At 33.8% G+C, this 25,264-nt stretch carries 19 protein-coding genes and 5 tRNA genes; 2 read left to right on the top strand and 22 right to left on the bottom strand.

Going from position 1 to position 25,264, the window contains the following annotated elements; translation table 11 throughout:
- Positions 1–64: 64 nt before the first annotated feature.
- From rpoC to AXE80_RS14480, 22 genes are all read right to left on the bottom strand, one after another.
- Positions 65–4,348 (bottom strand): DNA-directed RNA polymerase subunit beta', encoded by a 4,284-nt coding sequence (gene rpoC, locus AXE80_RS02305; RefSeq protein WP_068824288.1) that lies wholly within the window; start codon positions 4,346–4,348, stop codon positions 65–67.
- A gap of 84 nt (positions 4,349–4,432) precedes the next feature.
- Complete coding sequence (rpoB, locus tag AXE80_RS02300; protein ID WP_068824287.1) at positions 4,433–8,245, bottom strand: DNA-directed RNA polymerase subunit beta; 3,813 nt, start codon at positions 8,243–8,245, stop codon at positions 4,433–4,435.
- Positions 8,246–8,399: 154 nt separating this feature from the next.
- Positions 8,400–8,771, bottom strand: a complete 372-nt coding sequence (gene rplL, locus AXE80_RS02295) for a 50S ribosomal protein L7/L12 (protein WP_068824286.1) — start codon at positions 8,769–8,771, stop codon at positions 8,400–8,402.
- 60 nt (positions 8,772–8,831) lie between these two features.
- Positions 8,832–9,368, bottom strand: coding sequence for a 50S ribosomal protein L10 (gene rplJ / locus AXE80_RS02290; RefSeq protein ID WP_068824285.1), 537 nt, complete (start codon positions 9,366–9,368; stop codon positions 8,832–8,834).
- Between the two features lie 23 nt (positions 9,369–9,391).
- Positions 9,392–10,081 carry a 50S ribosomal protein L1 gene (rplA, locus tag AXE80_RS02285; protein ID WP_068824284.1) on the bottom strand — a complete coding sequence of 230 codons (690 nt, stop codon included), beginning with the start codon at positions 10,079–10,081 and terminating at the stop codon, positions 9,392–9,394.
- A 17-nt stretch (positions 10,082–10,098) separates the two neighbouring features.
- On the bottom strand, positions 10,099–10,536 hold the full coding sequence (gene rplK, locus AXE80_RS02280) for a 50S ribosomal protein L11 (protein ID WP_068824283.1): 438 nt from the start codon (positions 10,534–10,536) through the stop codon (positions 10,099–10,101).
- Positions 10,537–10,611: 75 nt separating this feature from the next.
- Positions 10,612–11,166, bottom strand: a complete 555-nt coding sequence (gene nusG / locus AXE80_RS02275) for a transcription termination/antitermination protein NusG (RefSeq protein WP_068824282.1) — start codon at positions 11,164–11,166, stop codon at positions 10,612–10,614.
- A gap of 9 nt (positions 11,167–11,175) precedes the next feature.
- Positions 11,176–11,367, bottom strand: coding sequence for a preprotein translocase subunit SecE (gene secE, locus AXE80_RS02270; RefSeq protein ID WP_068824281.1), 192 nt, complete (start codon positions 11,365–11,367; stop codon positions 11,176–11,178).
- A 122-nt stretch (positions 11,368–11,489) separates the two neighbouring features.
- Positions 11,490–11,562 (bottom strand) — tRNA-Trp (locus AXE80_RS02265).
- Between the two features lie 52 nt (positions 11,563–11,614).
- Positions 11,615–12,799 (bottom strand): elongation factor Tu, encoded by a 1,185-nt coding sequence (gene tuf / locus AXE80_RS02260; protein ID WP_068824280.1) that lies wholly within the window; start codon positions 12,797–12,799, stop codon positions 11,615–11,617.
- 64 nt (positions 12,800–12,863) lie between these two features.
- A tRNA-Thr gene (locus AXE80_RS02255) sits at positions 12,864–12,936 on the bottom strand.
- Positions 12,937–12,951: 15 nt separating this feature from the next.
- Positions 12,952–13,024, bottom strand: a tRNA-Gly gene (locus AXE80_RS02250).
- A 55-nt stretch (positions 13,025–13,079) separates the two neighbouring features.
- Positions 13,080–13,161, bottom strand: a tRNA-Tyr gene (locus AXE80_RS02245).
- 38 nt (positions 13,162–13,199) lie between these two features.
- Positions 13,200–13,273 (bottom strand) — tRNA-Thr (locus tag AXE80_RS02240).
- A 104-nt stretch (positions 13,274–13,377) separates the two neighbouring features.
- Positions 13,378–13,683: a ribosome hibernation-promoting factor, HPF/YfiA family gene (hpf, locus tag AXE80_RS02235; RefSeq protein ID WP_068828596.1), complete on the bottom strand. Its 306-nt coding sequence runs from the start codon at positions 13,681–13,683 to the stop codon at positions 13,378–13,380.
- Between the two features lie 4 nt (positions 13,684–13,687).
- Positions 13,688–14,584, bottom strand: coding sequence for a tyrosine-type recombinase/integrase (locus AXE80_RS02230; protein ID WP_068824279.1), 897 nt, complete (start codon positions 14,582–14,584; stop codon positions 13,688–13,690).
- Between the two features lie 85 nt (positions 14,585–14,669).
- Positions 14,670–14,867 (bottom strand): 30S ribosomal protein S21, encoded by a 198-nt coding sequence (gene rpsU / locus AXE80_RS02225; protein WP_068824278.1) that lies wholly within the window; start codon positions 14,865–14,867, stop codon positions 14,670–14,672.
- A gap of 96 nt (positions 14,868–14,963) precedes the next feature.
- Positions 14,964–16,103 carry an acyl-CoA dehydrogenase family protein gene (locus AXE80_RS02220; protein ID WP_068824277.1) on the bottom strand — a complete coding sequence of 380 codons (1,140 nt, stop codon included), beginning with the start codon at positions 16,101–16,103 and terminating at the stop codon, positions 14,964–14,966.
- 21 nt (positions 16,104–16,124) lie between these two features.
- A complete protein-coding gene (locus AXE80_RS02215) occupies positions 16,125–16,970 on the bottom strand; it encodes a ComEA family DNA-binding protein (RefSeq protein WP_068824276.1) in 846 nt (281 codons plus the stop codon).
- A 19-nt stretch (positions 16,971–16,989) separates the two neighbouring features.
- The gene (locus tag AXE80_RS02210; protein ID WP_068824275.1) at positions 16,990–18,612 is read right to left on the bottom strand and encodes an alanine/glycine:cation symporter family protein; all 1,623 of its coding nucleotides are present in this window, start codon (positions 18,610–18,612) and stop codon (positions 16,990–16,992) included.
- Positions 18,605–19,597 carry a potassium channel family protein gene (locus tag AXE80_RS02205; protein WP_068824274.1) on the bottom strand — a complete coding sequence of 331 codons (993 nt, stop codon included), beginning with the start codon at positions 19,595–19,597 and terminating at the stop codon, positions 18,605–18,607. Before AXE80_RS02205 ends, AXE80_RS02210 begins: the two co-directional genes overlap by 8 nt.
- A 6-nt stretch (positions 19,598–19,603) precedes the next feature.
- Positions 19,604–19,831 (bottom strand): PspC family transcriptional regulator, encoded by a 228-nt coding sequence (locus tag AXE80_RS14480; protein ID WP_083194465.1) that lies wholly within the window; start codon positions 19,829–19,831, stop codon positions 19,604–19,606.
- A 203-nt stretch (positions 19,832–20,034) separates the two neighbouring features.
- On the opposite strand from AXE80_RS14480, the gene AXE80_RS02200 reads away from it, so the two are divergent.
- Both AXE80_RS02200 and AXE80_RS02195 read left to right on the top strand, forming a co-directional pair.
- Positions 20,035–22,149: a Tex family protein gene (locus AXE80_RS02200; protein ID WP_068824273.1), complete on the top strand. Its 2,115-nt coding sequence runs from the start codon at positions 20,035–20,037 to the stop codon at positions 22,147–22,149.
- A gap of 62 nt (positions 22,150–22,211) precedes the next feature.
- On the top strand, positions 22,212–25,142 hold the full coding sequence (locus AXE80_RS02195; protein ID WP_068824272.1) for a hybrid sensor histidine kinase/response regulator: 2,931 nt from the start codon (positions 22,212–22,214) through the stop codon (positions 25,140–25,142).
- Positions 25,143–25,264: the final 122 nt, after the last annotated feature.

Genomic DNA, 25,264 nt, shown 5'->3' with positions numbered 1-25,264 from the left:
ATAGAGCAAAAAAAACGGATTCCAAATGGAATCCGTTTTCTTTTATATGAATTTATTTTAAAGACTATGCCTCAAAACTTTCTTCTATTTCCTCTTTAGGACCTACAATAACATTGTTGTAAGCTCTCATTCCTGTACCAGCAGGAATCTTTTTACCAACAATAACGTTTTCTTTTAATCCTTCTAAGTAATCTACTTTACCGCTTACAGCTGCTTCATTTAACACCTTAGTTGTTTCCTGGAACGATGCTGCAGAGATAAACGACTTAGTTTGTAAAGAAGCTCTAGTAATTCCTTGTAAAATTTGCTCTGCCGTTGCCGGTCTAGCATCTCTTGCAACTACTTCAGCTTTATCCTCACGCTTCAATCTTGAGTTTTCATCTCTTAATTGACGAGCAGTAATAATTTGACCTGGTTTTAATACATCAGATGCACCAGCATCTTCTACTACTTTCATACCGTAGATCTCATCATTCTTCTCAATAAAGTCATTCTTATGTACTAAAGAGTTCTCTAAGAATAGAGTATCTCCAGAATCAATAATTCTAACTTTACGCATCATTTGACGAACTACAACCTCGTAATGCTTATCGTTAATTCTTACCCCTTGTAAACGATATACTTCTTGAATTTCGTTTACAATGTACTCTTGTACTTTAGAAGGACCTTGAATTCTCAAGATATCTTCTGGAGTAACAGAACCATCAGATAAAGGCATACCCGCTTTTACGTAATCATTCTCTTGTACTAAGATTTGGTTAGATAACTTAATTAAGTATTTCTTAATATCTCCAAACTTAGACTCAACAATAATCTCACGGTTACCACGCTTAATTTTACCAAAAGATACCACACCATCAGTTTCAGCAACTACTGCTGGGTTAGATGGGTTACGTGCTTCAAATAACTCTGTTACACGAGGTAAACCTCCTGTAATATCCCCAGCTTTACCTGATTTACGAGGAATCTTAACTAACGTTTTACCTGTTTCAATTTCTTCACCATTGCTTACCATTAAGTGAGCTCCTAAAGGTAAAGAGTATGATCTTAAAGTGTTTCCATCAAGATCTTGAATTAATAAAGCAGGAATTTTCTTCTTGTCTTTAGATTCAATAATTACTTTTTCTTGGAAACCTGTTTGTTCATCAATTTCTACAGAATAGTTAACACCTTGCTCTAAATCTTCAAAGGCAATTTTACCTCCAAACTCAGACACGATAACTCCGTTAAATGGATCCCATTGACAGATAGCATCTCCTTTATTAATAGTTTCTTGACCATTTACAAAGATGTAAGAACCATAAGGAATTACAGTATTACTTAATACAGTACCTATCTTATCATCTAAAATCTTAGCTTCTGCAGTACGAGAAATTACAATCTCAACTGGTTCTCCTTGTGGATTCTTACCAGGTACAGTTACTAAATCATCAATCACTAATTTACCACTAAATTTAGCAGTTAATTTATTGTCTTCAGAAATGTTTCCGGCAACCCCTCCAACGTGGAACGTACGTAATGTTAACTGTGTACCAGGTTCTCCAATAGACTGTGCAGCAATAACTCCTACAGACTCTCCTATTTGAACCATATCACGTGTAGACATTGATTGTCCGTAACACTTAGAACAGATACCTCTCTTAGACTCACATGTTAATGCAGAACGCACTTCAACTGAATCTAATCCTGACTCTTCTATAATAGCAGCTAATTCTTCAGTAATTTCCGATCCTGCTGTTACCAACACTTCGTGATTTACTGGATCCTTAACATCGTGTAAAGCAACACGACCTACAATACGTTCGTTTAATGCTTCAACAATCTCATCATTTTTCTTTAATGCAGAAACTTCTAATCCTCTTAAAGTACCACAGTCAAATTCGTTGATAATTACATCTTGTGCAACATCTACTAAACGACGTGTTAAATATCCTGCATCGGCTGTTTTTAAGGCTGTATCGGCAAGACCTTTACGTGCACCGTGCGTAGAAATAAAGTACTCTAAAATTGATAAACCTTCCTTAAAGTTAGATAAAATTGGGTTTTCAATAATTTCTCCTCCTGATGAAGTAGATTTTTTAGGCTTCGCCATCAATCCACGCATACCTGTTAACTGACGAATTTGCTCCTTAGAACCACGGGCTCCAGAATCAAGCATCATAAACACTGAGTTAAATCCTTGTTGATCTTCTCTCAAACGCTTCATAGACAATTCTGTCAATTGGTTGTTTGTAGATCCCCAAATATCAATCACCTGGTTATAACGTTCTTTATTCGTTAACATACCCATGTTATAGTTTTGGATAATTACATCCACTTCAACATTGGCATCAGCAATCATTTGCTTCTTTTCTGCAGGAATAATAATATCTCCTAATGAGAATGATAATCCACCTCTAAAGGCAAATTTGAATCCCATGTCTTTAATATTATCTAAGAACTTTCCTGTTGTAGGAATATCTGTCGCTTTTAAAACTTTTGCGATAATTCCACGTAAAGATTTCTTAGTTAATACCTCGTTGATATATCCTGCTTCTGCTGGTACATGTTCGTTAAACAATACTCTACCAACAGTAGTTTCTATAATTCTTGTTACTTGATTTCCGTTTTCATCAATATCTTGAGTTCTAACTTTAATCCCTGCGTTTAGTTCAACTGCTTTTTCGTTAAAAGCAATAGTAACTTCTTCAGGAGAGTAAAAAGTTAATCCTTCTCCTTTTACCACATGCTTATCATCAGTAACACGTAACTTGGTCATATAGTAAAGACCTAGTACCATATCCTGAGAAGGTACTGTAATAGGAGCACCGTTCGCTGGGTTTAAGATAGAGTGAGAACCTAATAATAACATTTGAGCTTCCAAAATAGCTTCTGGACCTAATGGTAAGTGAACCGCCATCTGATCCCCATCAAAATCGGCGTTAAATGCCGAACATACTAATGGGTGTAATTGGATTGCTTTTCCTTCAATTAACTTAGGTTGGAATGCTTGGATCCCTAAACGGTGTAACGTAGGGGCACGGTTTAATAAAACTGGGTGTCCTTTAATTACATTTTCTAAAATATCCCAAACTACAGGCTCTTTTTTGTCTATAATTTTCTTAGCAGATTTAACTGTTTTTACAACTCCACGCTCAATCAACTTACGGATGATAAATGGTTTGTATAATTCAGCTGCCATATCTTTAGGGATACCACACTCAGATAATTTCAAAGTTGGTCCAACAACAATTACCGAACGAGCAGAATAATCCACACGCTTACCAAGTAAGTTTTGACGGAAACGACCTTGTTTACCTTTTAATGAATCTGATAAAGATTTTAATGGTCTGTTAGATTCAGTTTTTACTGCTGATGACTTACGAGTATTATCAAATAATGAATCTACAGATTCTTGTAACATACGCTTTTCGTTACGTAAAATAACTTCAGGAGCCTGAATTTCTACCAAACGCTTTAAACGGTTGTTACGGATAATTACTCTACGGTATAAATCATTTAAATCAGAAGTAGCAAAACGACCTCCATCTAATGGTACCAAAGGACGTAATTCTGGTGGAATCACCGGAATAGCCTTTAAAATCATCCATGATGGGTTGTTCTCTCTGTTTTTTTGAGATTCACGGAAAGCTTCTACAACATTCAAACGCTTTAAAGCCTCTGTCTTACGTTGCTTAGAAGTTTCTGTGTTTGCTTTGTGTCTTAATTCATAAGATAAAGTCTCTAAATCAATACGATCTAATAACTCTATTAAACACTCAGCTCCCATTTTGGCAATAAATTTATTTGGATCATCATCATCCAAGTATCTATTTTCCAATGGAACAGTTTCTAAAATATCTAAATACTCCTCTTCAGTTAAGAAATCCATTTTTTGTAATGGAGTTCCATCTAATTGAGTTGCATTACCTGGTTGAATTACTACGTATCTTTCGTAGTAAATAATCATATCTAACTTTTTAGATGGTAATCCTAAAAGGTATCCCATTTTGTTAGGTAATGATCTAAAGTACCAAATGTGAGCAATAGGCACCACTAAGTTAATGTGTCCTACTCTATCTCTACGTACTTTCTTTTCTGTAACCTCTACACCACAACGATCACATACAATACCTTTGTAACGAATTCTCTTGTACTTTCCACAAGCACATTCAAAATCTTTTATAGGTCCAAAGATACGCTCACAAAACAAACCATCTCTTTCTGGTTTGTGTGTACGGTAGTTGATTGTTTCTGGTTTTAAAACTTCACCGTGAGAAGCCTCTAAAATAGACTCTGGTGATGCCAAACCAATAGAAATTTTTTCAAATCTCTTTTGTGTTGGGTTTTTATCGTTATTTCTTGCCATGATTTCTTTTTTAGTCTTTAGTACTAAGTACAAAGTATGAAGTTTTTATACTCACTACTTTGTACTCTTTACTTAATACTCTAGTTATTCTTCTAATCTTACGTCTAATCCTAAACCTTTCAATTCGTGCATTAATACGTTGAAAGATTCTGGTAAACCTGGTTCTGGCATTGGTTCTCCTTTTACGATTGCCTCGTAAGTTTTCGCTCTACCAATAACATCATCAGATTTCACAGTTAAAATTTCACGTAAGATACTAGATGCTCCATAAGCTTCTAATGCCCATACTTCCATCTCTCCAAAACGCTGACCTCCAAATTGAGCTTTACCTCCTAATGGCTGTTGAGTAATTAAAGAGTATGGTCCAATAGAACGCGCGTGCATCTTATCATCAATCATGTGACCTAACTTAATCATGTAGATAATACCTACAGTTGCTGGTTGGTCAAAACGTTCTCCTGTTCCTCCGTCGTATAAGTAAGTATGTCCAAATCTTGGAATTCCTGCCTCATCAGTTAAGGTGTTAATTTGATCTAATTTAGCTCCATCAAAAATTGGTGTTGCATACGTTTGATCTAATTTTTGACCTGCCCATCCTAAAACAGTTTCATAAATCTGTCCAATGTTCATACGAGATGGTACCCCTAATGGATTCAATACGATATCTACTGGTGTTCCATCTTCTAAGAAAGGCATTTCTTCTTGACGTACAATACGAGCAACAATACCTTTGTTACCGTGACGTCCTGCCATCTTATCTCCTACTTTTAACTTACGTTTCTTAGCAATATAAACTTTAGCTAATTTCAAGACACCTGCTGGTAATTCATCTCCAATAGTAATGGCAAATTTCTTACGTCTTAATGCTCCTTGTAAATCGCTAACTTTAATTTTATAATTGTGAATTAATTCAGCAACTAAGTTGTTTAAGTGATCATCTGTAGTCCAAGCTCCTTTAGTTAAATGTGTAAAGTCTGTAACAGAGTTTAACATTTTTAAAGTATACTTTTTACCTTTAGGGAATACTTCTTCTCCTAAATCATTCTGAACACCTTGAGATGTTTTACCAGAAATTAAAGTAAACAACTTGTCTATTAAACTATCTTTTAAAGATTCAAAGTCATGAGTAAATTGTGCTTCTAAAGCCTCTATTTGCTCTTTATCTCTAACTCTCTTAGATTTATCCTTAACAGCTTTCTTAAACAATTTCTTACCAATAACAACTCCTCTTAATGATGGAGAAGCTTTTAAAGAAGCATCTTTTACATCACCAGCTTTGTCTCCAAAGATAGCACGTAATAATTTTTCTTCAGGTGTTGGATCTGACTCTCCTTTAGGAGTAATCTTACCAATTAAAATATCACCAGGCTTCACTTCAGCACCAATACGAATCATTCCGTTTTCATCTAAGTCTTTTGTAGCCTCTTCAGAAACGTTAGGGATATCATTGGTTAATTCTTCTGCTCCTAATTTTGTATCTCTTACATCTAAAGAGTACTCATCAATGTGGATAGAAGTAAATATATCTTCTCTTACAACTTTTTCAGAAATCACAATCGCATCCTCAAAGTTATATCCTTGCCAAGGCATAAAGGCTACTTTCATGTTACGTCCTAAGGCTAATTCACCTTTTTGAGTAGCATATCCTTCACACAATACTTGTCCTTCTTCAACAGTATCACCAACTTTTACAATTGGCTTTAAGTTGATAGAAGTTCCTTGGTTGGTTTTTCTAAACTTAATTAAGTTGTAGCTAATTTCGTTTGAATCAAAACTTACAGAAGCTTCTTCTTCAGTTCTTTCATAACGAATGGTAATCTTGTTAGCATCTACATAAATAACCTCACCAGTTCCTTCTGCGTTGATTAAGATTCTTGAATCTTTTGCAACTCTACGCTCTAATCCAGTTCCTACAATAGGAGCTTCTGGACTTAATAAAGGTACTGCCTGACGCATCATGTTAGATCCCATCAAGGCACGGTTCGCATCATCATGTTCTAAGAAAGGAATCAACGAAGCAGAAATAGATGCAATCTGGTTTGGAGATACATCCATATAGTCAATGTCTTGTGGAGTTACAACTGGATAATCAGCCTCTTCACGAGCAATAACTTTTTCTAAGTTGATTTGTCCGTCATCTGCAATATCAATGTTTGATTGTGCAAACTTCATTCCTTCTTCTTCTTCAGCACTTAAATAGGTAGGAGCGTCAACAATATTAACTTTTCCTTCATCTACTTTGTGGTATGCTGTTTCTATAAACCCTAAATTGTTCACTTTTGCATATACTGCTAAAGATGAAATCAATCCAATGTTTGGACCTTCAGGAGTTTCAATAGGACATAAACGACCGTAGTGAGTATAGTGAACGTCACGAACCTCAAATCCTGCTCTCTCTCTAGATAAACCTCCAGGTCCTAATGCAGACAATCTACGTTTGTGAGTAATTTCAGCTAACGGGTTTGTTTGGTCCATGAACTGAGATAACTGGTTAGTTCCAAAGAAAGAGTTAATTACAGAAGATAAAGTCTTCGCGTTAATTAAGTCAATCGGTGTAAACACTTCGTTATCACGAACGTTCATTCTTTCTCTAATAGTACGAGCCATACGAGACAATCCAACTCCAAATTGAGCTGCTAATTGTTCTCCTACTGTACGTACACGTCTGTTAGATAAGTGGTCAATATCATCAATTTCTGCTTTTGAGTTAACTAACTCAATTAAGTTCTTGATAATAGTGATAATATCATTCTTAGTTAAAACTTTTTGGTCTAAAGACTCATTTAATCCTAACTTTTTGTTCATTCTAAAACGTCCTACTTCACCTAAGTTGTAACGTTGCTCAGAGAAGAATAATTTTTCAATAATTCCTCTTGCAGTTTCCTCATCTGGCGGCTCAGCATTACGTAATTGTCTATAGATATGCTCTACTGCTTCTTTTTCAGAGTTCGTAGGATCCTTTTGTAATGTGTTGTGGATAATTGCGTAATCTCCACTTTCATTATCTTCTTTATGTAATAAAATTGTTTTTACACCAGTATCAACAATCTCATCAATATGTTCTTTATCTAAAATCGTATCACGATCAAAAACGATCTCATTACGCTCAATAGATACAACTTCTCCAGTATCTTCATCAACGAAGTCCTCAAACCAAGTTCTTAATACACGAGCAGCTAATTTTCTTCCTAATACTTTCTTTAATCCAGACTTAGAAACTTTAACTTCTTCTGCAAGGTTAAAAATCTCTAAAATGTCCTTATCTCTTTCAAATCCAATTGCACGGAATAAAGTAGTAACAGGTAATTTTTTCTTTCTATCAATATAAGCATACATCACTTGATTGATATCGGTAGCAAATTCTATCCAAGATCCTTTAAAAGGAATTACTCTTGCAGAATATAATTTTGTACCGTTTGCATGGAAAGATTGTCCAAAGAATACCCCTGGTGAACGGTGTAACTGAGAAACGATTACTCGCTCAGCTCCGTTAATAATAAAGGTACCCGAATTAGTCATGTAAGGGATAGTTCCCAAATACACATCTTGTACAATAGTTTCGAAATCCTCATGTTCAGGATCTGTACAGTACAATTTTAATCTTGCCTTTAATGGTAAACTATAAGTCAAACCACGCTCAATACACTCTTCAATTGAGTATCTAGGTGGATCTACAAAATAGTCTAAAAATTCTAACACAAAGTTATTACGTGTGTCAGTAATTGGAAAATTGTCCATGAAAGTTTTATACAAACCTTCATCGCTTCTTTCGTCAGCCTTAGTTTTCAACTGGAAAAAGTCTTGGAAAGACTTAATCTGAATATCTAAAAAGTCCGGATATTCTGTACTTAGTTTGGCTGAAGCAAAGTTAACTCTTGTATTATTTTTCGTTGCCAAAGGTGAAAAAATTTAGGTGAATTAATAATTCTATTTTCTTTTTTTAAGCTCTTTTTGGGTTGCGTAAAAATAGGGACTATTTAAACGCAAAAAATGGTTTAGGTCTAACCCATGTGGGATAGACCTAAACCTATAAGGTTTTGTAGTAAAAGAATTACTTTAACTCAACTACAGCTCCAACTTCTTCTAAAGAAGCTTTGATTCCTTCTGCTTCTTCTTTAGAAACACCTTCTTTAATTGCAGATGGAGTTCCATCAACTAATTCCTTAGCTTCTTTCAATCCTAATCCAGTTAATTCTTTAACTGCTTTTACAACTTTTAATTTAGATGCTCCAGCTTCTTTTAAGATAACATCAAACTCAGTTTGAGCTTCTCCAGCGTCACCACCTTCAGCAGCTCCTCCTCCTACAACTACAGCTGCAGCTGGCTCGATACCATACTCATCTTTTAAGATAGTAGCTAATTCATTTACTTCTTTAACTGTTAAGTTAACTAATTGTTCTGCGAAATCTTTTAATTCTGCCATTTTGATTCTTTTTGTACGTTTATTAAACGTGGTGTATTATAAATTTATTTGTGCGCGTAATTATTCTGCTGCTTCTTCTGTAGATGCTTCTACAGCTTCACCAGCTCTATCTGGACGAGCCTCATTAGTCAACGCTGAAACAACGTTTTTAATAGGAGACTGTAAGATAGTGATGATATCACCAATAACTTCTTCTTTAGATTTAATAGAAACTAAAGCAGGTAATTGATTAGCTCCTACATATACTTCTTCAGCTATGTAAGCTCCTTTCAATAAAGGCTTTTCACCTTTAGATTTCTTTAAGAAATCTTGAATTACTTTTGCAGGAGCGTTAGCTACTGAAGCGTAAAACACAGATGTGTTACCTTTTAAAGTTGATGGTAAATCACCAAAGTCTTTATCAGACTTTTCCATTGCCTTTTCTAACAATGTATTTTTCACTACAGATAATTTGATATCTGCTTTAAAACAAGCTCTTCTTAAGTTAGAAGTTGCAGTAGCATCTAATCCTGAAATATCAGCTAAATAGATTACTGAATTCTCCGCTAATTGGCTTGTTAAATCTTCAATTACTTGAAATTTTTCTTCTCTTGTCATTGTTTATGAGTTTTAACAGCTAATTAAAGCGATTTAAGATCTAACTGAACTGAAGGAGACTGAGTAGAAGAGATAAATGCACTCTTAATGTAAGTTCCTTTAGCCGCAGTAGGCTTTAACTTAATAATTGTTTGAATTAATTCGTTAGCATTTTCAGTTAACTTTTGAGCATCGAAAGATACTTTTCCGATAGCAGCATGTACGATACCAGTTTTATCAACTTTAAAGTCAATTTTACCAGCTTTAACTTCTGCTACTGCCTTTTTAACATCCATAGTAACGGTTCCTGTCTTAGGGTTTGGCATTAAACCTCTTGGTCCTAAAACACGTCCTAAAGGACCTAATTTCCCCATTACAGCTGGCATAGTGATGATTACATCGACATCTGTCCAACCTGCTTTTATTTTTGCTAAGTACTCGTCTAAACCAACGTAGTCTGCACCAGCTTCTTTAGCTTCTGCTTCCTTATCTGGTGTAACTAATGCTAATACTCTTACATCTTTTCCTGTTCCGTGAGGTAATGTTACAACTCCACGTACCATTTGATTTGCTTTTCTAGGATCAACTCCTAAACGAATAGCAACATCTACAGATGCATCAAAATTAGCTAACGTAATTTCTTTTACTAAAGAAGATGCCTCATTCAAAGAATAAACTTTAGAACTGTCAATCTTAGCTTGAGCTTCTTTTTGCTTTTTTGTTAATTTTGCCATGTTTTCTTGTTTATCAATTAAAATGGAGCGTCTCCGCTTACCGTTACTCCCATAGATCTTGCAGTACCTGCAATCATCTTCATAGCCGACTCTACAGTAAATGCATTTAAGTCTGGCATTTTATCCTCTGCAATTGTTCTTACTTGATCCCAAGATACACTTGCAACTTTTTTACGGTTAGGTTCACCTGACCCGCTCTTTAGTTTAGCAGCTTCTAAAATTTGAACTGCAGCTGGAGGAGTTTTAACAACAAACTCGAAAGATTTATCAGAATATACAGTAATTGCAACTGGTAAAACTTTTCCTTGTTTGTCTTGAGTTCTAGCATTAAACTGCTTACAGAACTCCATAATGTTAACCCCGGCAGCACCTAAAGCAGGACCTACTGGTGGTGAAGGATTTGCTTGCCCTCCCTTAACCTGTAACTTTACAATCTTACTTACTTCTTTTGCCATTTTTAATATAAAATTAAATTAAACCTTATGCTTTAGTTGGAAGCTAACATAAGATTAATTTGTAACACTCTTTATTTATGATATTTTATCTACTTGCATATAGTTTAACTCCAATGGTGTTTTACGTCCAAAGATTTTAACCATAACCTCAAGTTTTCTCTTTTCTTCGTGAATGTTTTCAATCACACCATCAAAACCATTAAATGGTCCATCAATTACTTTTACAGTTTCTCCAACAGTATAAGGAATCGCGATATTATTGTCTGGTTGAACTGTTAATTCATCAACCTTTCCTAACATTCTATTAATCTCACTTTGTCTCATTGGTACAGGTTCACCTCCTTTAGTTTCACCTAAAAAACCAATAACACCAGTAACAGCTTTGATAACGTGAGGTACTTCTCCTGTTAAATTAGCTTCTACCATGATGTAACCTGGAAAATAAACACGTTCACGTGTTGACTTTTTACCGTTACGAACTTGAACAACTTTTTCTGTTGGTACCAATACCTGATCTACATAATCAGACAAACCTAAACGTGAAATTTCATTTTCAATATAACTCTTCACTTTGTTTTCCTGACCACCAATAGCCCTTACTACATACCACTTCTTTACAGAATCAGCCATAATTTACCTTTACTTTATAATATTAAAAAAACCTTCTAATGTTTTTTGAAACCCTTGATCTACTAAAAATACTGCAATAGCAAATATTATAGTAAACACAGCTACAACAACAGTAGATTTCTGAGCCTCTTCTTTAGAGATCCATGTCATTTCATCTTTTAATTCTGAAAATGACGTTTTTATGTAATTAAGAATATTCATAATATTTTCTTGAAAAGTCGTGCAAAGATATAAAATTATTCAACACGCAAATAATTTTATATCTTTTTTTGACTTGTTTGCTAAAAAAAGGAATTATAAAAAATATAATTCCTTCTATTTTGCACGGGCGGAGAGACTCGAACTCCCGACACCTGGTTTTGGAGACCAGTGCTCTACCAACTGAGCTACGCCCGTAAAAAAAGAGCCTGCTTAAAACAAGCTCTTTATATAGTAAATAATCTTACGATTATAAAATTTCAGTTACCTGACCAGCACCTACTGTTCTACCTCCTTCACGGATTGCAAAACGTAAACCTACGTTCATTGCAATTGGAGAGTGTAAATCTACAGTAATAGTTAAGTTATCACCTGGCATTACCATTTCAACTCCATCAGGTAAGTTAATAGTACCTGTTACGTCAGTTGTACGTACGTAGAACTGTGGACGGTAGTTGTTGTGGAATGGAGTGTGACGTCCACCTTCTTCTTTTTTCAAGATATAAACCTCAGCTTTGAATTTATCGTGTGGAGTTACTGAACCTGGCTTACAGATTACCATTCCTCTCTTGATATCTTCTTTTGCAATACCTCTTAATAAGATACCTACGTTATCTCCAGCTTCACCTCTATCTAAAATCTTACGGAACATTTCAACCCCAGTAATAGTAGAAGCTAACTTCTCAGCACCCATACCGATAATATCAACACTATCTCCAGTGTTAGCAACTCCAGTTTCAATACGTCCTGTAGCTACTGTACCACGTCCTGTAATAGAGAATACATCTTCAATAGGCATTAAGAAATCTTTCTCAACCTCACGAACTGGCTCTTCAATCCAAGAATCAACAGCATCCATTAATTCCATAATAGAATCAACCCACTTCTCTTCATTGTTTAATCCACCTAAAGCAGAACCTTGAATTACAGGAGTGTTATCACCATCATAGTCATAGAAAGATAATAAATCACGAACTTCCATGTCTACTAATTCTAATAACTCTTCATCATCTACCATATCAACTTTGTTTAAGAAAACAACGATACGTGGAATACCTACCTGACGTCCTAATAAGATGTGTTCACGAGTTTGTGGCATTGGTCCATCAGTAGCAGCAACCACTAATATAGCACCATCCATTTGAGCAGCACCAGTTACCATGTTCTTAACGTAATCCGCGTGACCTGGACAGTCAACGTGAGCGTAGTGACGGTTAGCTGTAGAGTACTCTACGTGAGAAGTGTTAATAGTAATACCTCTTTCTTTCTCTTCAGGAGCATTATCAATAGAAGCGAAATCTCTCAATTCAGAAAGACCTTTTGAAGCCAATACAGTTGTAATTGCAGCTGTTAAAGTAGTTTTTCCGTGATCCACGTGTCCGATAGTACCGATATTTAAGTGTGGTTTCGAACGGTCAAATGTTGCCTTTGCCATGATTATAAATTTTAATTCTTAGTTATATATTAGTGTTTATTTTAAACCTATTTAATCCTTTTTGAGCCAATGACCGGATTTGAACCGGTGACCTCATCCCTACCAAGGATGCGCTCTACCAACTGAGCTACACCGGCATGGATTTAAATTTGAGCGAAAGACCGGGTTCGAACCGGCGACATTCAGCTTGGAAGGCTGACGCTCTACCAACTGAGCTACTTTCGCATTTTACTGATTTTTTCATCAGAAGGAACATAAAAATTAATTTACGCCTTATTTGTGGTGAGAGAAGGATTCGAACCTTCGAAGACATAGTCAGCGGATTTACAGTCCGCCCTCGTTGGCCACTTGAGTATCTCACCAATCCAATAATTTAAAAGAACGCTTTCTTTTCTTTTTGAGCCGATAATAGGACTCGAACCTACGACCTGCTGATTACAAATCAGCTGCTCTAGCCAGCTGAGCTATATCGGCTTTTAGATAGTTCCCACAAAAAAGCAGCCCGCTATCTTAACGGACTGCAAATTTATAAAGTTTTAGATATCATGCAAAACATTTTAAAAATATTTTACTTTTTTTTATTGATGTACTACTCTTTCCTTTTCTTTTACCTTCATTAACTGCCTTTTCATGGCATCTGCGCACAAACTTATTCCCTCTTCAAAAGTTTTTGATTCTTTTTTCACCATCAAATCATGTCCAGGAACATTTAACTTCAATTCCGTTATTTTATTCTCCTTTTCACTGGTCTGTTGCACCTTTAAGAACACTTCTCCATCAACTATCTTATCGTGAAACTTTTCAAGCCCTTCTACTTTTTTATTTACAAATTCTACCAAATCCTTGTCGGCGTTGAAATTTACTGACTGAACAAATACCTTCATATAATTATTTTTTTTTCGCACTTCTAGGGTGTGCTTGGTTATAAACTTGTTTTAACTTGTCTAAACTATTGTGAGTATAAACTTGAGTTGCGGCCAAACTAGAGTGCCCTAGTAACTCCTTTACCGAATTCAAATCTGCTCCTTGGTTTATTAAATCCGTAGCATATGAATGCCTTAATACATGGGGACTCTTTTTTTCCTTCGTCGAGACCTTACTAAAATAGGAATTAATAACTCGATAAACAAGAGCTCCGTACAATTTTCTCCCACGTTTGGTTATAAAAAAATTAAATACCTCTGCCCCAACCGCATCTCTCTGTTCTTTATAACGTTTTAATTCTTCTAAAATTTCAGGATAAATGGGAATTATACGTTCTTTGTTTCTCTTACCTAAAACTTTAATAGTACTAGTTTCAAAATCAACATTTTGAAGTTTTAACCCTATCAATTCTGCCTGCCTAATTCCTGTGGCATATAACAAATGAATGATTAATTTATTTCTCAATTGCTCAAAAGGAGTATAAGCATCATCTTCTATCAACAAAGAGGACTCAATTTCTCTTTCTGAAAACGGAATAATTACTTTTTTTGATGTTTTTAAGCTTTTTTGACCTGATAGCGGATTCTTAACTACTGCTTCTATTTTTTGTAAGTAATTATAAAAGCTTTTTAAAGCAGTAAGTTTTCTGTTGACAGACCTATTGGCAATCCCTAAGCCATTTAAATACACAATCCATGTCCTGATATAAGAATGAGTTACAGAAGCAGGATCATCAACACTAAATTCAGATTCCAAAAAATGAAAGAAATCTTGAATATCTTTTTGATAAGCCGTAAGGGTATGTTGAGAATAATTTTTCTCTAAAGATAAATACTCTAAAAATTTATGAATCAATTCCATCCTTTGAATCTTTATACACGAAAGTTAAGACATAAAAAAACCCTATGAAAATTCATAGGGTTTTTATTGTACATTATTACAAGTATTAAGCTTGCTCTTCGTTAGTTCTTAAACGCTGAACATAAGAAGCTTTAATTCTTTGTTTACGGTTTACTACAGATGGTTTATTATACTGTTGACGCTCACGTAATTGTTTCATTGTCTTCGTACGGTCGAATTTTCTCTTGAAACGCTTTAAAGCTCTATCAATGTTTTCTCCGTCTTTAATTGGAATAATTAACATAATTTAGCACCTCCCTTCATTGTCGTAATATATTTTAAATGTTTTTAATTCAGATTTTTGGACTGCAAAGATAGTTTTTAAAACGATATAATCGCTTTATTTTAAAATATTTCTTGAAATCACAACTTTTTGTATTTCTGTAGTCCCCTCACCTATAGTACAAAGCTTACTATCTCTATAAAACTTCTCTACCGGATAATCTTTGGTGTACCCATATCCACCGTGAATTTGCACAGCTTCATTCGCTACTTTTACGCAAGTTTCAGACGCAAACATTTTGGCCATCGCCCCTATAGTAGTCATCTTTTCCCCTAATTCTTTTTTAGCAGCTGCTTTGTGAGTTAACAACTCAGAAGCTTCTATTTCAGTAGCCATATCTGCTAACTTGAATGAAACTCCTTGAAAAGATGAAATTGGCTTTCCAAACTGAATTCTTTCTTTTGAATATTTTAAAGCTGCCTCGTAAGCTCCTTTAGCAATACCAATAGACAAAGCTGCTATAGAAATTCTTCCACCATCTAACACTTTCATAGACTGGATAAAACCATCACCTACTTTTCCTAATACATTTTCTTTAGGAACTCTACACTGATCAAAAATAAGCTCTGCTGTTTCAGAAGCCCTCATTCCTAATTTATCTTCTTTTTTACCCGAACTAAACCCTGGCGTTCCTTTCTCTATCACAAAAGCTGTCATACCGTGAGAGTCTCCTTTTTCTCCAGTTCTAGCAATCACTACCGCAATATCTCCGCTAATGGCATGTGTAATAAAGTTTTTTGCTCCATTCAACACATATTCATCACCATCTAAAACAGCAGTTGTATTCATTCCTCCTGCATCAGACCCTGTATTATGCTCGGTTAATCCCCAAGCACCAATCCATTCTCCTGAAGCTAATTTTGGTAACCACTTTGCTTTTTGAGACTCATTTGCAAACTGCAAAATATGCCCTGTACAAAGCGAGTTATGAGCTGCCACAGACAATCCTATAGAAGGATCCACTTTAGAAATCTCTTCGATAACAGTAATGTATTCATGATAAGTTAAACCTGAACCTCCATAGTTTTCAGGAACTAAAACTCCCATAAATCCCATTTCACCTAACTTTCTAAATAAGTCTACTGGGAACTCCTGCGACTCATCCCACTTAGATACATTGGGAGCTATATGAATTTTTGCAAAATCTTGAATAGAAGATGCTATCATTTTTTGGGTTTCATTCGTCTCGAAATTCATTCAAAAAAGTTTTTGTGTTTTTTAGTAAGCGTGCAAATATAAGCTTATTAAGTTAAATTTATCCTTAGGAAAATCTCTTATTATTTTTAACTCCTCTAAATCTTGTATTTCTGCGACTTCTGTCCTGTAAGCTACAATCGATTTTGCTAGTGCATAATTGATATATACAATTTTAGAAAGCTGATTTACAGTAGCTGTGTTTACATTTAATTGATCAATATTGGGTTTTGATAAAACTTTAAATTCCTTTTGTAATGTTTTTAACACCTCTTTAGGAATACCCCAAACCTCTTTTAATTGTTCATCATAAGTATAACCACCTAATAATTTTCTGTACTGTATAATATTACTAGCTCTTTGCGCTCCTATTCCTTTTACCTTAACTAGCGCTTCTTGAGTTGCTGTATTGATATCTTTTACAACTATTTTTACCGTTTTTACAGCTACATTCTTTTTAGTTACCCAATCTGGAAACTTAAAATACGGAAGCATTACAGCTAGTAATGAATCTGATACTTGAGTAACCCTTTTAAAGTCTGCTGGAGAATTAATATATTTCCCTGAACTTCTAAAAGCCATCAGCCTATCTATTTGCTCAACAGTCATCCCTAACTGATAAGCTTTATAGTCTGACAAATAATTAGGATTGAACGGATTAATTTTTGTGTTTATCACTTCATCTAGCGATGCAATACTATCTAACTCTGATTGTAGATGATTTGATATTGTACTAAACTCAACTTGTTCTTGCTTATTTGCATGAACAAACCACAAGAAAATTTGAAGAACAATAACAATAGATAACAATAAAAAAATCCCATTTCGCTGACTTTTTGAGTACCGTAAATGGGATTTAATAAATTTCATAATATCACTAAGTAATAAGCTATTCTTCTACCTTGTATTTAATGGCTGTTAAATAGCGTTTGATTTCTTGTTTAACCTTTGGTGCTAAAATAACCAATCCGATGATATTTGGAAATACCATGGCAAAAATCATGGAGTCTGAAAACTCTACTACTGAGTTTAACGAAGAAGAGGCTCCCACAACAATTACAAATAAGAATAAAACCTTATAAGTAATATCTGCAATTTTACCTTTTCCAAATAAATAACTCCATCCTTGAATTCCATAATAAGACCAAGACAACATGGTTGAAAAGGCAAATAAAATAACTGCTATTGTTAATACTACTGAAAAGTGAGGAATAGAAGAATCAAAAGCTGCAGAGGTTAAATCTACCCCTCCTAAATGCTCTCCTGTTCCATTCATAATAACATTACTTCCTTCTAAATTGGCATATGTAAACAAACTATACTTTAAATTGGTGATCACAATTACCAAAGCAGTCATTGTACAAATAACAACAGTATCTACAAAAGGCCCAATACTAGCCACTATTCCCTCACTAGCAGGGAACTTTGTTTTAACTGCGGCATGGGCAATAGATGCTGACCCTACTCCAGCTTCATTTGAAAAAGCAGCACGTTGAAAACCAACAATCATCACTCCAACAAAACCACCTAACAAGGCATTATTTCCAAAAGCACCTTTCCAAATCTGAATAGCTGCATCTGGAATCATATCAAAGTTTTTAGCAATAATCACTAATGAAGCACCAACGAATAGAATTCCCATAAATGGAACGATTCTTTCTGTTACTTTTCCAATTCTTTTTATACCACCAATAATAACAACTCCTACCAAAGCGGCTAGAACAATTCCGAAAATAAATCCAGATTTCATTCCTGTTAAAGACATAAATTGTGCAGTTGCTTGGTTGGCTTGAAACATATTTCCACCTCCAAAAGAACCTCCAACAACAAAAATAGCATACATAGTTGCCAAGACTTTACCTAAACGAGCCATGTTCTTTTCTTTTAACCCTTTTCTAAGGTAATACATTGGTCCACCGTAAACATGACCCTCTGGACTTACCTCTCTATATTTAACTCCTAGAGTAGCCTCCACCAACTTGGTAGACATCCCTAAAAAACCAGCCAAGATCATCCATACAATTGCCCCAGGCCCTCCTAAAGCAATTGCCACAGCAACCCCTGCAATATTTCCTAAACCTACCGTAGCCGATAATGCAGCGGTTAAGGCTTGAAAATGTGTTACCTCACCAATAACAGGTGTCGTTTTTCTTTCTCCTGTAGATTCTGCAACATCTTTAATGGTTGCAATACTATCTCCTTCTTCAAAAGCATAGTCAAGTTCATCATAATCTCCTTTAGTTGCTTTTACAGCTACTTTAATCAAACGAATGTTTGCAAAATTAAAATACAATGTAAAAAACAACGCCCCTAACAATAAGACAATCAACACCAAAGGAACGTCCATAGGACCAATAGGCACCGAATAAAATACGATTTGTGTAACGACGTGTGAGATGGGCTGAAATTTCTCCTCAATGACTTGATCTATGGATGCAAAAGACATCGCCGGAATCATTAACAGCAATCCCCCAATTGCTTTTTGAATTGTTTTTTTAATAGCTTTACTCATAAATTTCTTTAAATTTTTTAATTTGTTCAGGTCTTCCTAATACGATTAATCGGCATTTTGGTTCTAAAATCATTTGAGATGATGGATTTACTATATACTCATCATCTGCTGTAATAAAACCAATGACGTTACAGCCTGAATTTCTGCGTACGTCTAAATCTTGAATAGATTTCATTAAATATTCTTCTGGTAACTCATCAACCCCAATTTCTTCTAAATTGGCATTGTGATCACCTTCCATATTAATTCTGTTGACAAACTCCACCAAATCTGGAGTTACTAAAAGAGAAGCCATGTGCTCTCCTCCTAACTTATCGGGCATAATGACGTGATTGGCTCCAGCAATTTTTAATTTTTTGGTAGCGTTTTCATCATTTGCTCTACTTACAATGTTTAATTTTTGATTGATTTGCCTAGATGACAATACCACATATAAATTATTAGCATCAGATGGTAAGGCAGTAATCAAGCTTGAGGCTTTTTCTATTCCTGCATTACGCAATACATCATCATTGGTGGCATCTCCTTTTACAAATTGAATATCTTGATAGGCTGGATCTTCTATAAAAGACTCACTTTTCTCTATCACAATACACTTTTTATTAAACCTTTTTAATTTTTCATAAGACTGTCTTCCATTTCTTCCAAAACCACAAATAATTGTGTGTCCTTCTAATTTGGCAATTTCTTTTAATTCCTTTTTAACACGAAAAGCTTCCATAAGTACATTGTTTGAAAAAAAATCTGAGATGACTGTTACCAAGTAACCATATACCCCAATACTCATTAATAATAATAAAATGGTAAATAGTTTACCAGAATCGTCTAAAGGTTTTACCTCTCCAAACCCCACAGTGGTGGTGGTAATAATAGTCATAAAAAAAGCATCTAACCAAGAATAGTCAAACGCTAAGAAAAAACCGAGAGTCCCAATTAGCAGAACAATGGCGAATAAAATTAAACCTTTATATATTTTGCTCAGCATAGGGTTTTATAAATCAAAAACAGATGTCCTCTTGGTCCTTATCATATCTTTTAACCTTAACAAAAAAGCCAAGGTTAAATATATAGCAAATGAAAACCCAAGAGTTACGAATGATATGTACACAAAAAACAATCGCACATTTGCGGTTCTTATCCCCAAGCGATCTGCCAATCTTGAAGAAACATCAAAACCGTGTTTCTCAAAGAAATGTCGAATATCATTAATTAAACTCATTCTTTTAATTTCAATATAGCGCAAGTTAACAAAATGTTACTACTTATAATAACTAAGTAACAACATAACTTATCTAAGTAATAAAACAGTTTTTATACAACTTGTATTAAACAGAATCTAAAATAGATGATTTATTCCAAAATAAATACAAACAATTACATTGCTCCTATTATATTTACAGTTCCTTTTTAAAATTTTTAACTGTGAGTCAAGCCATATTATCTCTACAAATAGCAAACAACACTCAATTAGCTCAAAATAACATACAAGTTGTATTGAACCTACTAAACGAGGGAGCTACCGTACCTTTTATTGCCCGTTACAGAAAAGATCAAACAGGTGGATTAGAAGATCATGAGATTTTTAAAATTCAGAAAGAAGCAAATGCTATTGAAGAATTGGTTAAAAGAAAGGAATATGTGTTAGAAACCATTAAAGAGTTAAAGGTTGATAATCCTCAACTGAAGAATAATATTGAAGCTTGTTGGGATAAAAAACAATTAGAAGATTTGTTTGCTCCTTATAAAAGTAAACGAAAAACCAAAGCTAGTGTAGCTAAGGAAAATGGTTTAGAAGGATTGGCTAAAATTATTATGTCTCAAAAAAATGACCATATTAATATTCAACCTTTTATAAAAAACAATATTAAAAGCGAAACAGACGCCATTGATGGAGCCATAGATATTATTAGCGAATGGATTGCAGAACACACTTATAGTAAAAATCAACTAAGACGATTATTTACAAGAGAAGGAATTTTAAAAAGTAAAATTAAAAAAGGAAAAGAAGCCGAAGCGCAGGTTTACAAAACCTATTTTGATTTTGAACAAAAAGCAACTAGGCTGCCCTCTCACAGAATATTAGCTATTTTAAGAGGAACTAACGAAGGTTTTTTAAGCTCTGGAATAAGCATAGACAAACAAACCGCTATTGATTTATTAGAAAGAAACTTTATTAAAAGTAAAAATCAAAGCGCAAAGATTGTAAAACAAGCCATTGCTAATACCTATGGAAAAAGTTTAAAACCATCATTAGAAAAAGAACTCCTAAACGAATTAAAGCAAAAAGCAGATGTAGAAGCCATTCAAGTTTTTTCTAAAAACCTTGAGCAATTATTGTTGGCTGCCCCTATTGGCAAAAAAAATGTTTTGGCTATTGACCCCGGCTTTAAAACAGGATGTAAAGTAGTATGCTTAAACAAACAAGGAGATTTATTAGAAGATACAGTTATATACCCACACCCACCTCAACAACAGCATAGTAAAAGCATAGATAAAGTATTAGAACTACTAAACAAACACAAAATTGAAGCTATCGCTATTGGTAATGGAACGGCAGGTAGAGAAACTGAAACTTTTATAAAATCTATGAATTTAGCCAAAGACATTGCTGTTTATTTGGTTAATGAAAACGGTGCTTCTATATACTCCGCTTCTGACATAGGAAGAGAAGAGTTTCCTAACCACGATATTACAGTACGTGGAGCTGTAAGCATTGGTCGTAGATTAATGGATCCTTTAGCTGAATTGGTTAAAATAGAACCTAAATCTATTGGAGTGGGACAATACCAACACGATGTTGATCAAACTTTACTAAAAACAGAATTAGACCATGTTGTTGAGCGTTGTGTAAATAAAATTGGAGTACAATTAAATACTGCTAGTAAATATTTACTACAATACATTGCCGGAATTGGTCCTGGTTTGGCAAAAAACATAGTAGAATACAGATCCAAAAACGGAAAATTTAATAGCTTAAACGAACTTAAAAAAGTTCCTAGATTGGGTGATAAAGCCTTTGAACAATGTGCAGGATTTTTACGAGTACAAGGAAAACAGCCTTTAGATAATACAGGAATACATCCAGAACAATACAAAGTTGTTAGTCAAATAGCCAAAGAACAAAAACTATCAGTAGACAAGCTAATTGGAAATGATGATATTTTGTCTTTGGGAGACAATATCAATCTACAAAAACAGATAGGAAAACTTACTCTGATAGATTTGTTAAACGAATTGGCAAAACCAAATATAGACCCAAGAAAACAAGAAGATCAATTAGAATTTAGTCAAAATATTACGACTATTAATGACCTACACGAGGGAATGATTTTACAAGGGCAAGTAAGTAATATCACCAATTTTGGGGCTTTTATAGATTTAGGTATTAAAGAAAATGGATTGGTGCATATTTCTCAAATCACCAATCAATTCATCAACTCCCCAAACGATGTTTTGCACTTAAACCAAATTGTAACGGTTAAAGTTATTCAGCTAGATATTGAAAATAAAAGAATTGGATTGACCATGAAACTTTAAAAACGTATAAATCTTTTAGTTATCTTTAAAAAACTTAAACGCATCTGTTAAAAATTACAACCATGATTCCTACTAAGTTATTTAACAAAAGGTTACTTATACTTTTTTTAAGATTATGGTTAATTTCTTTAGCAGTAATAATAGGAGTATCTTTTTTTATATATCATTCTAAAAAAGAGACCGAAATAAAAAACCTAAAAGAGTATGAAGTAAAGAAAACCAATCTTCAAGTAAATGAAATCATCAATGATTTTGTTGCAATAAAAAAAGATCTTTTTTTTATCGCAAGTTTAGTTTCCTCTACTCAAAAATTTAACCCTTTAAAAAGTAAAGATTATAACACTTTAAAGGAGGAAATTTCTAGTTTTTCCGAAAACAATAAATTATACGATCAAATTAGAGTCTTAACCCCTAATGGCGATGAAGTTCTTAAATGTGTATACAATCAAGGATTTCCAAGAATAGAGGTTGATTCTTTACTAAAAAACAAAGGCGATAGATATTACTTTAAAGAAATTTCTGAAATAGATCAAGGCGATATTTATTTTTCGAAATTTGACTTAAATATTGAATTTGGAAAAATAGAAATTCCCCACAAACAAGTACTTAGAGTAGGTTGTAAAGTAACCAATAGCATAGGAGAAACCACAGCTATCCTAATTATAAACTACTTGGGTATTGATTTGGTAAAAAGAATTGAAGCACTAAACGTTAATAGCCATAGCGAAATTCATTTAATAGACCCTAACGGCTACCTTTTAATATCTCCGAGAAAAGACAACAACTGGGGTTTTATGTTTGAGGATAAAAAAGATAAAAATTATCAAAGTTTTTATCCAAATGCATGGCAACAAATAAAAAACACAAGTAAGGGACAGCTTTTAACCAATAACGGACTTTTTACTTATAATACTCTTAATTTTAGAAACGTAGTAAAAACAACCAACAGTAACAGCATAAATTATTTTGCTACAGACGATTTTTGGAAAGTTGTATCTATTGTTCCTAATACATTTATAAAAAACATAAAACAAGAATTGCTCTATTCTTTATACTCGCCAATTCTCTTCTTTGTTATATTAGCTTTAATAACCTCTTATATATTTGCTTATTATTACGTTAAAAATATTCTTTCCGAAGAGGAGGTTTTTAAACTAGCGTCCGTAGTAAAAAGCAGTAGTAATAGTGTTATTATAACTGATGTTTTTGGAAATATTGAATGGATAAATGAAGCTTTTGAAAAGTATTTTGACAAGCATTTAAAAAGCATAACCGGACAAAATATTATTGAAGTACTAACAGGTAAAACAACACCTAAGCAACAACAAAAAGAGCTTAAAAAAGCTATTACAGATAAATATAATACTAAGATAGAAATTGTAAATACAAACAAACGCAATCAAGAATTTTGGCTAAACCTAAACATTAAATTTATTCATCTAGGAAAACACCAAACCGATAATAAATTTATTTTTATTGGTACCGACATCACCAATTTAAAAAACAAAGAAAAAGAAATTCTAAACCTTAATGATGAGTTAGAAAAAAAGGTAAAAAATAGAACTCAAAGACTAGAGATAGCTAATAAAGATCTTTTAAAAAACAGAGAAAAACTTAAAGTAAGTAAAGACCGTTTAGAAACTGCATTTTCTACTGGGGGATACGCATGGTGGGAATGGAATTATAAAACCGAAACAATGCTATACAGTAAGTTAATGTATAAAATGATTGGTTTTACTAAAAAAGACATCAAAACTAACTCTACCTGGTGGACAGAACGAATTCATCCTGATGATTTAGCTCCACTACATGAAAAAATAGAAAAACATATAAAAGAAAAAACAGACTCTTATAGTGCAACCTACAGAATTAAACATAAAAATGGCAACTATATATGGATAAATGTTAATGGAAAAATAGAAACGTATAACGAGGACAATACTCCTTTAAAAATGGTGGGTATTTTACAAGATATTTCTATTATTAAAAAAGCTGAAGAAGAAATTACCAAAGCTAAAAACACTGCCGAAGATGCCAACAGAGCTAAAAGTGATTTTTTAGCCAATATGAGTCATGAAATTAGAACTCCAATGAATGCCATTATTGGTTTTTCGGAGCAACTATCTAATTCACTAAAAAACAAAAAACAACTATCGCAAATCAACCTAATAAGAACTAGTGGGAAAAACCTACTTAGAATTATTAATGACATTCTTGATTTATCTAAAATTGAGGCAGGAAAAATAGATATAGATCCTACTCCAGTGAATTTAATCAAAATGGGAACTCATATTCAAAGTATTTTTGAACAGACTACCAACGACAAAGACATTACTTTTACAACCACTTATAACAAAAACATTCCTAACACAATTCTTTTAGATGAAGTTAGAACAAGACAAATTCTGTTTAACCTTGCTAGTAATGCTGTGAAATTCACAGAAAAAGGAGGCGTTAAAATTCATTTCAACACAAAAGCAAAAAATGAGTGTGTTGACCTTACCATTACTGTTGAAGACACTGGTATTGGTATTCCAAAAGATCAAATTGAACAAATATTTAGTCCTTTTATACAAAGCAGAGGTCAAAGTGTAATTAAATACGGAGGTACAGGACTTGGCCTTTCCATCACCACTAAATTGGTGGAAAAAATGAACGGAACCATTTCAGTTGAAAGTGAGGAAAACAAAGGAAGTAAGTTTACTGTTTTTATTCCAGACATCTCTGTATCAAACGAAAACATCACAATAGATAACAGAGCCTTTGACACCTCAAAAATTATTTTTAACAAAGCCAAAATATTAATTGCAGATGATGTTTCTGAAAACAGAGAACTCATTATTGATTTACTAGAAACTTCTCCCGATTTAAAAGTGATTGAAGCGAGCAATGGTGAGGAAGCTATAACATTAGCCAAAGAGCACTTACCAGACCTTATTTTAATGGATTTACGTATGCCAAAAATGATGGTATTGAGGCTACAACAACACTAAAATCATTAGACAATACCAAACACATTCCTATTGTTGCTGTTACAGCCTCTATTAAAAATAATCAAGAAAAAACAAAGCTTAAAAACCTATTTGATGAATACTTAATTAAACCTTTAGATATA

This window comes from Wenyingzhuangia fucanilytica, assembly GCF_001697185.1.
Taxonomy (GTDB): Bacteria; Bacteroidota; Bacteroidia; order Flavobacteriales; family Flavobacteriaceae; genus Wenyingzhuangia; species Wenyingzhuangia fucanilytica.
This window is presented reverse-complemented; position numbering and strand designations above follow the sequence as displayed.

Bases quoted from the DNA above. Each gene is read 5' to 3' on its own strand.
- rpoC (WP_068824288.1), bottom strand. From the start codon at position 4,348: ATGGCAAGAAATAACGATAAAAACCCAACACAAAAGAGATTTGAAAAA.
- rplL (WP_068824286.1), bottom strand. From the start codon at position 8,771: ATGGCAGAATTAAAAGATTTCGCAGAACAATTAGTTAACTTAACAGTT.
- rplJ (WP_068824285.1), bottom strand. From the start codon at position 9,368: ATGACAAGAGAAGAAAAATTTCAAGTAATTGAAGATTTAACAAGCCAA.
- rplA (WP_068824284.1), bottom strand. From the start codon at position 10,081: ATGGCAAAATTAACAAAAAAGCAAAAAGAAGCTCAAGCTAAGATTGAC.
- rplK (WP_068824283.1), bottom strand. From the start codon at position 10,536: ATGGCAAAAGAAGTAAGTAAGATTGTAAAGTTACAGGTTAAGGGAGGG.
- nusG (WP_068824282.1), bottom strand. From the start codon at position 11,166: ATGGCTGATTCTGTAAAGAAGTGGTATGTAGTAAGGGCTATTGGTGGT.
- secE (WP_068824281.1), bottom strand. From the start codon at position 11,367: ATGAATATTCTTAATTACATAAAAACGTCATTTTCAGAATTAAAAGAT.
- tuf (WP_068824280.1), bottom strand. From the start codon at position 12,799: ATGGCAAAGGCAACATTTGACCGTTCGAAACCACACTTAAATATCGGT.
- hpf (WP_068828596.1), bottom strand. From the start codon at position 13,683: ATGAAGGTATTTGTTCAGTCAGTAAATTTCAACGCCGACAAGGATTTG.
- AXE80_RS02230 (WP_068824279.1), bottom strand. From the start codon at position 14,584: ATGGAATTGATTCATAAATTTTTAGAGTATTTATCTTTAGAGAAAAAT.
- rpsU (WP_068824278.1), bottom strand. From the start codon at position 14,867: ATGTTAATTATTCCAATTAAAGACGGAGAAAACATTGATAGAGCTTTA.
- AXE80_RS02220 (WP_068824277.1), bottom strand. From the start codon at position 16,103: ATGAATTTCGAGACGAATGAAACCCAAAAAATGATAGCATCTTCTATT.
- AXE80_RS02215 (WP_068824276.1), bottom strand. From the start codon at position 16,970: ATGAAATTTATTAAATCCCATTTACGGTACTCAAAAAGTCAGCGAAAT.
- AXE80_RS02210 (WP_068824275.1), bottom strand. From the start codon at position 18,612: ATGAGTAAAGCTATTAAAAAAACAATTCAAAAAGCAATTGGGGGATTG.
- AXE80_RS02205 (WP_068824274.1), bottom strand. From the start codon at position 19,597: ATGCTGAGCAAAATATATAAAGGTTTAATTTTATTCGCCATTGTTCTG.
- AXE80_RS14480 (WP_083194465.1), bottom strand. From the start codon at position 19,831: ATGAGTTTAATTAATGATATTCGACATTTCTTTGAGAAACACGGTTTT.
- AXE80_RS02195 (WP_068824272.1), top strand. From the start codon at position 22,212: ATGATTCCTACTAAGTTATTTAACAAAAGGTTACTTATACTTTTTTTA.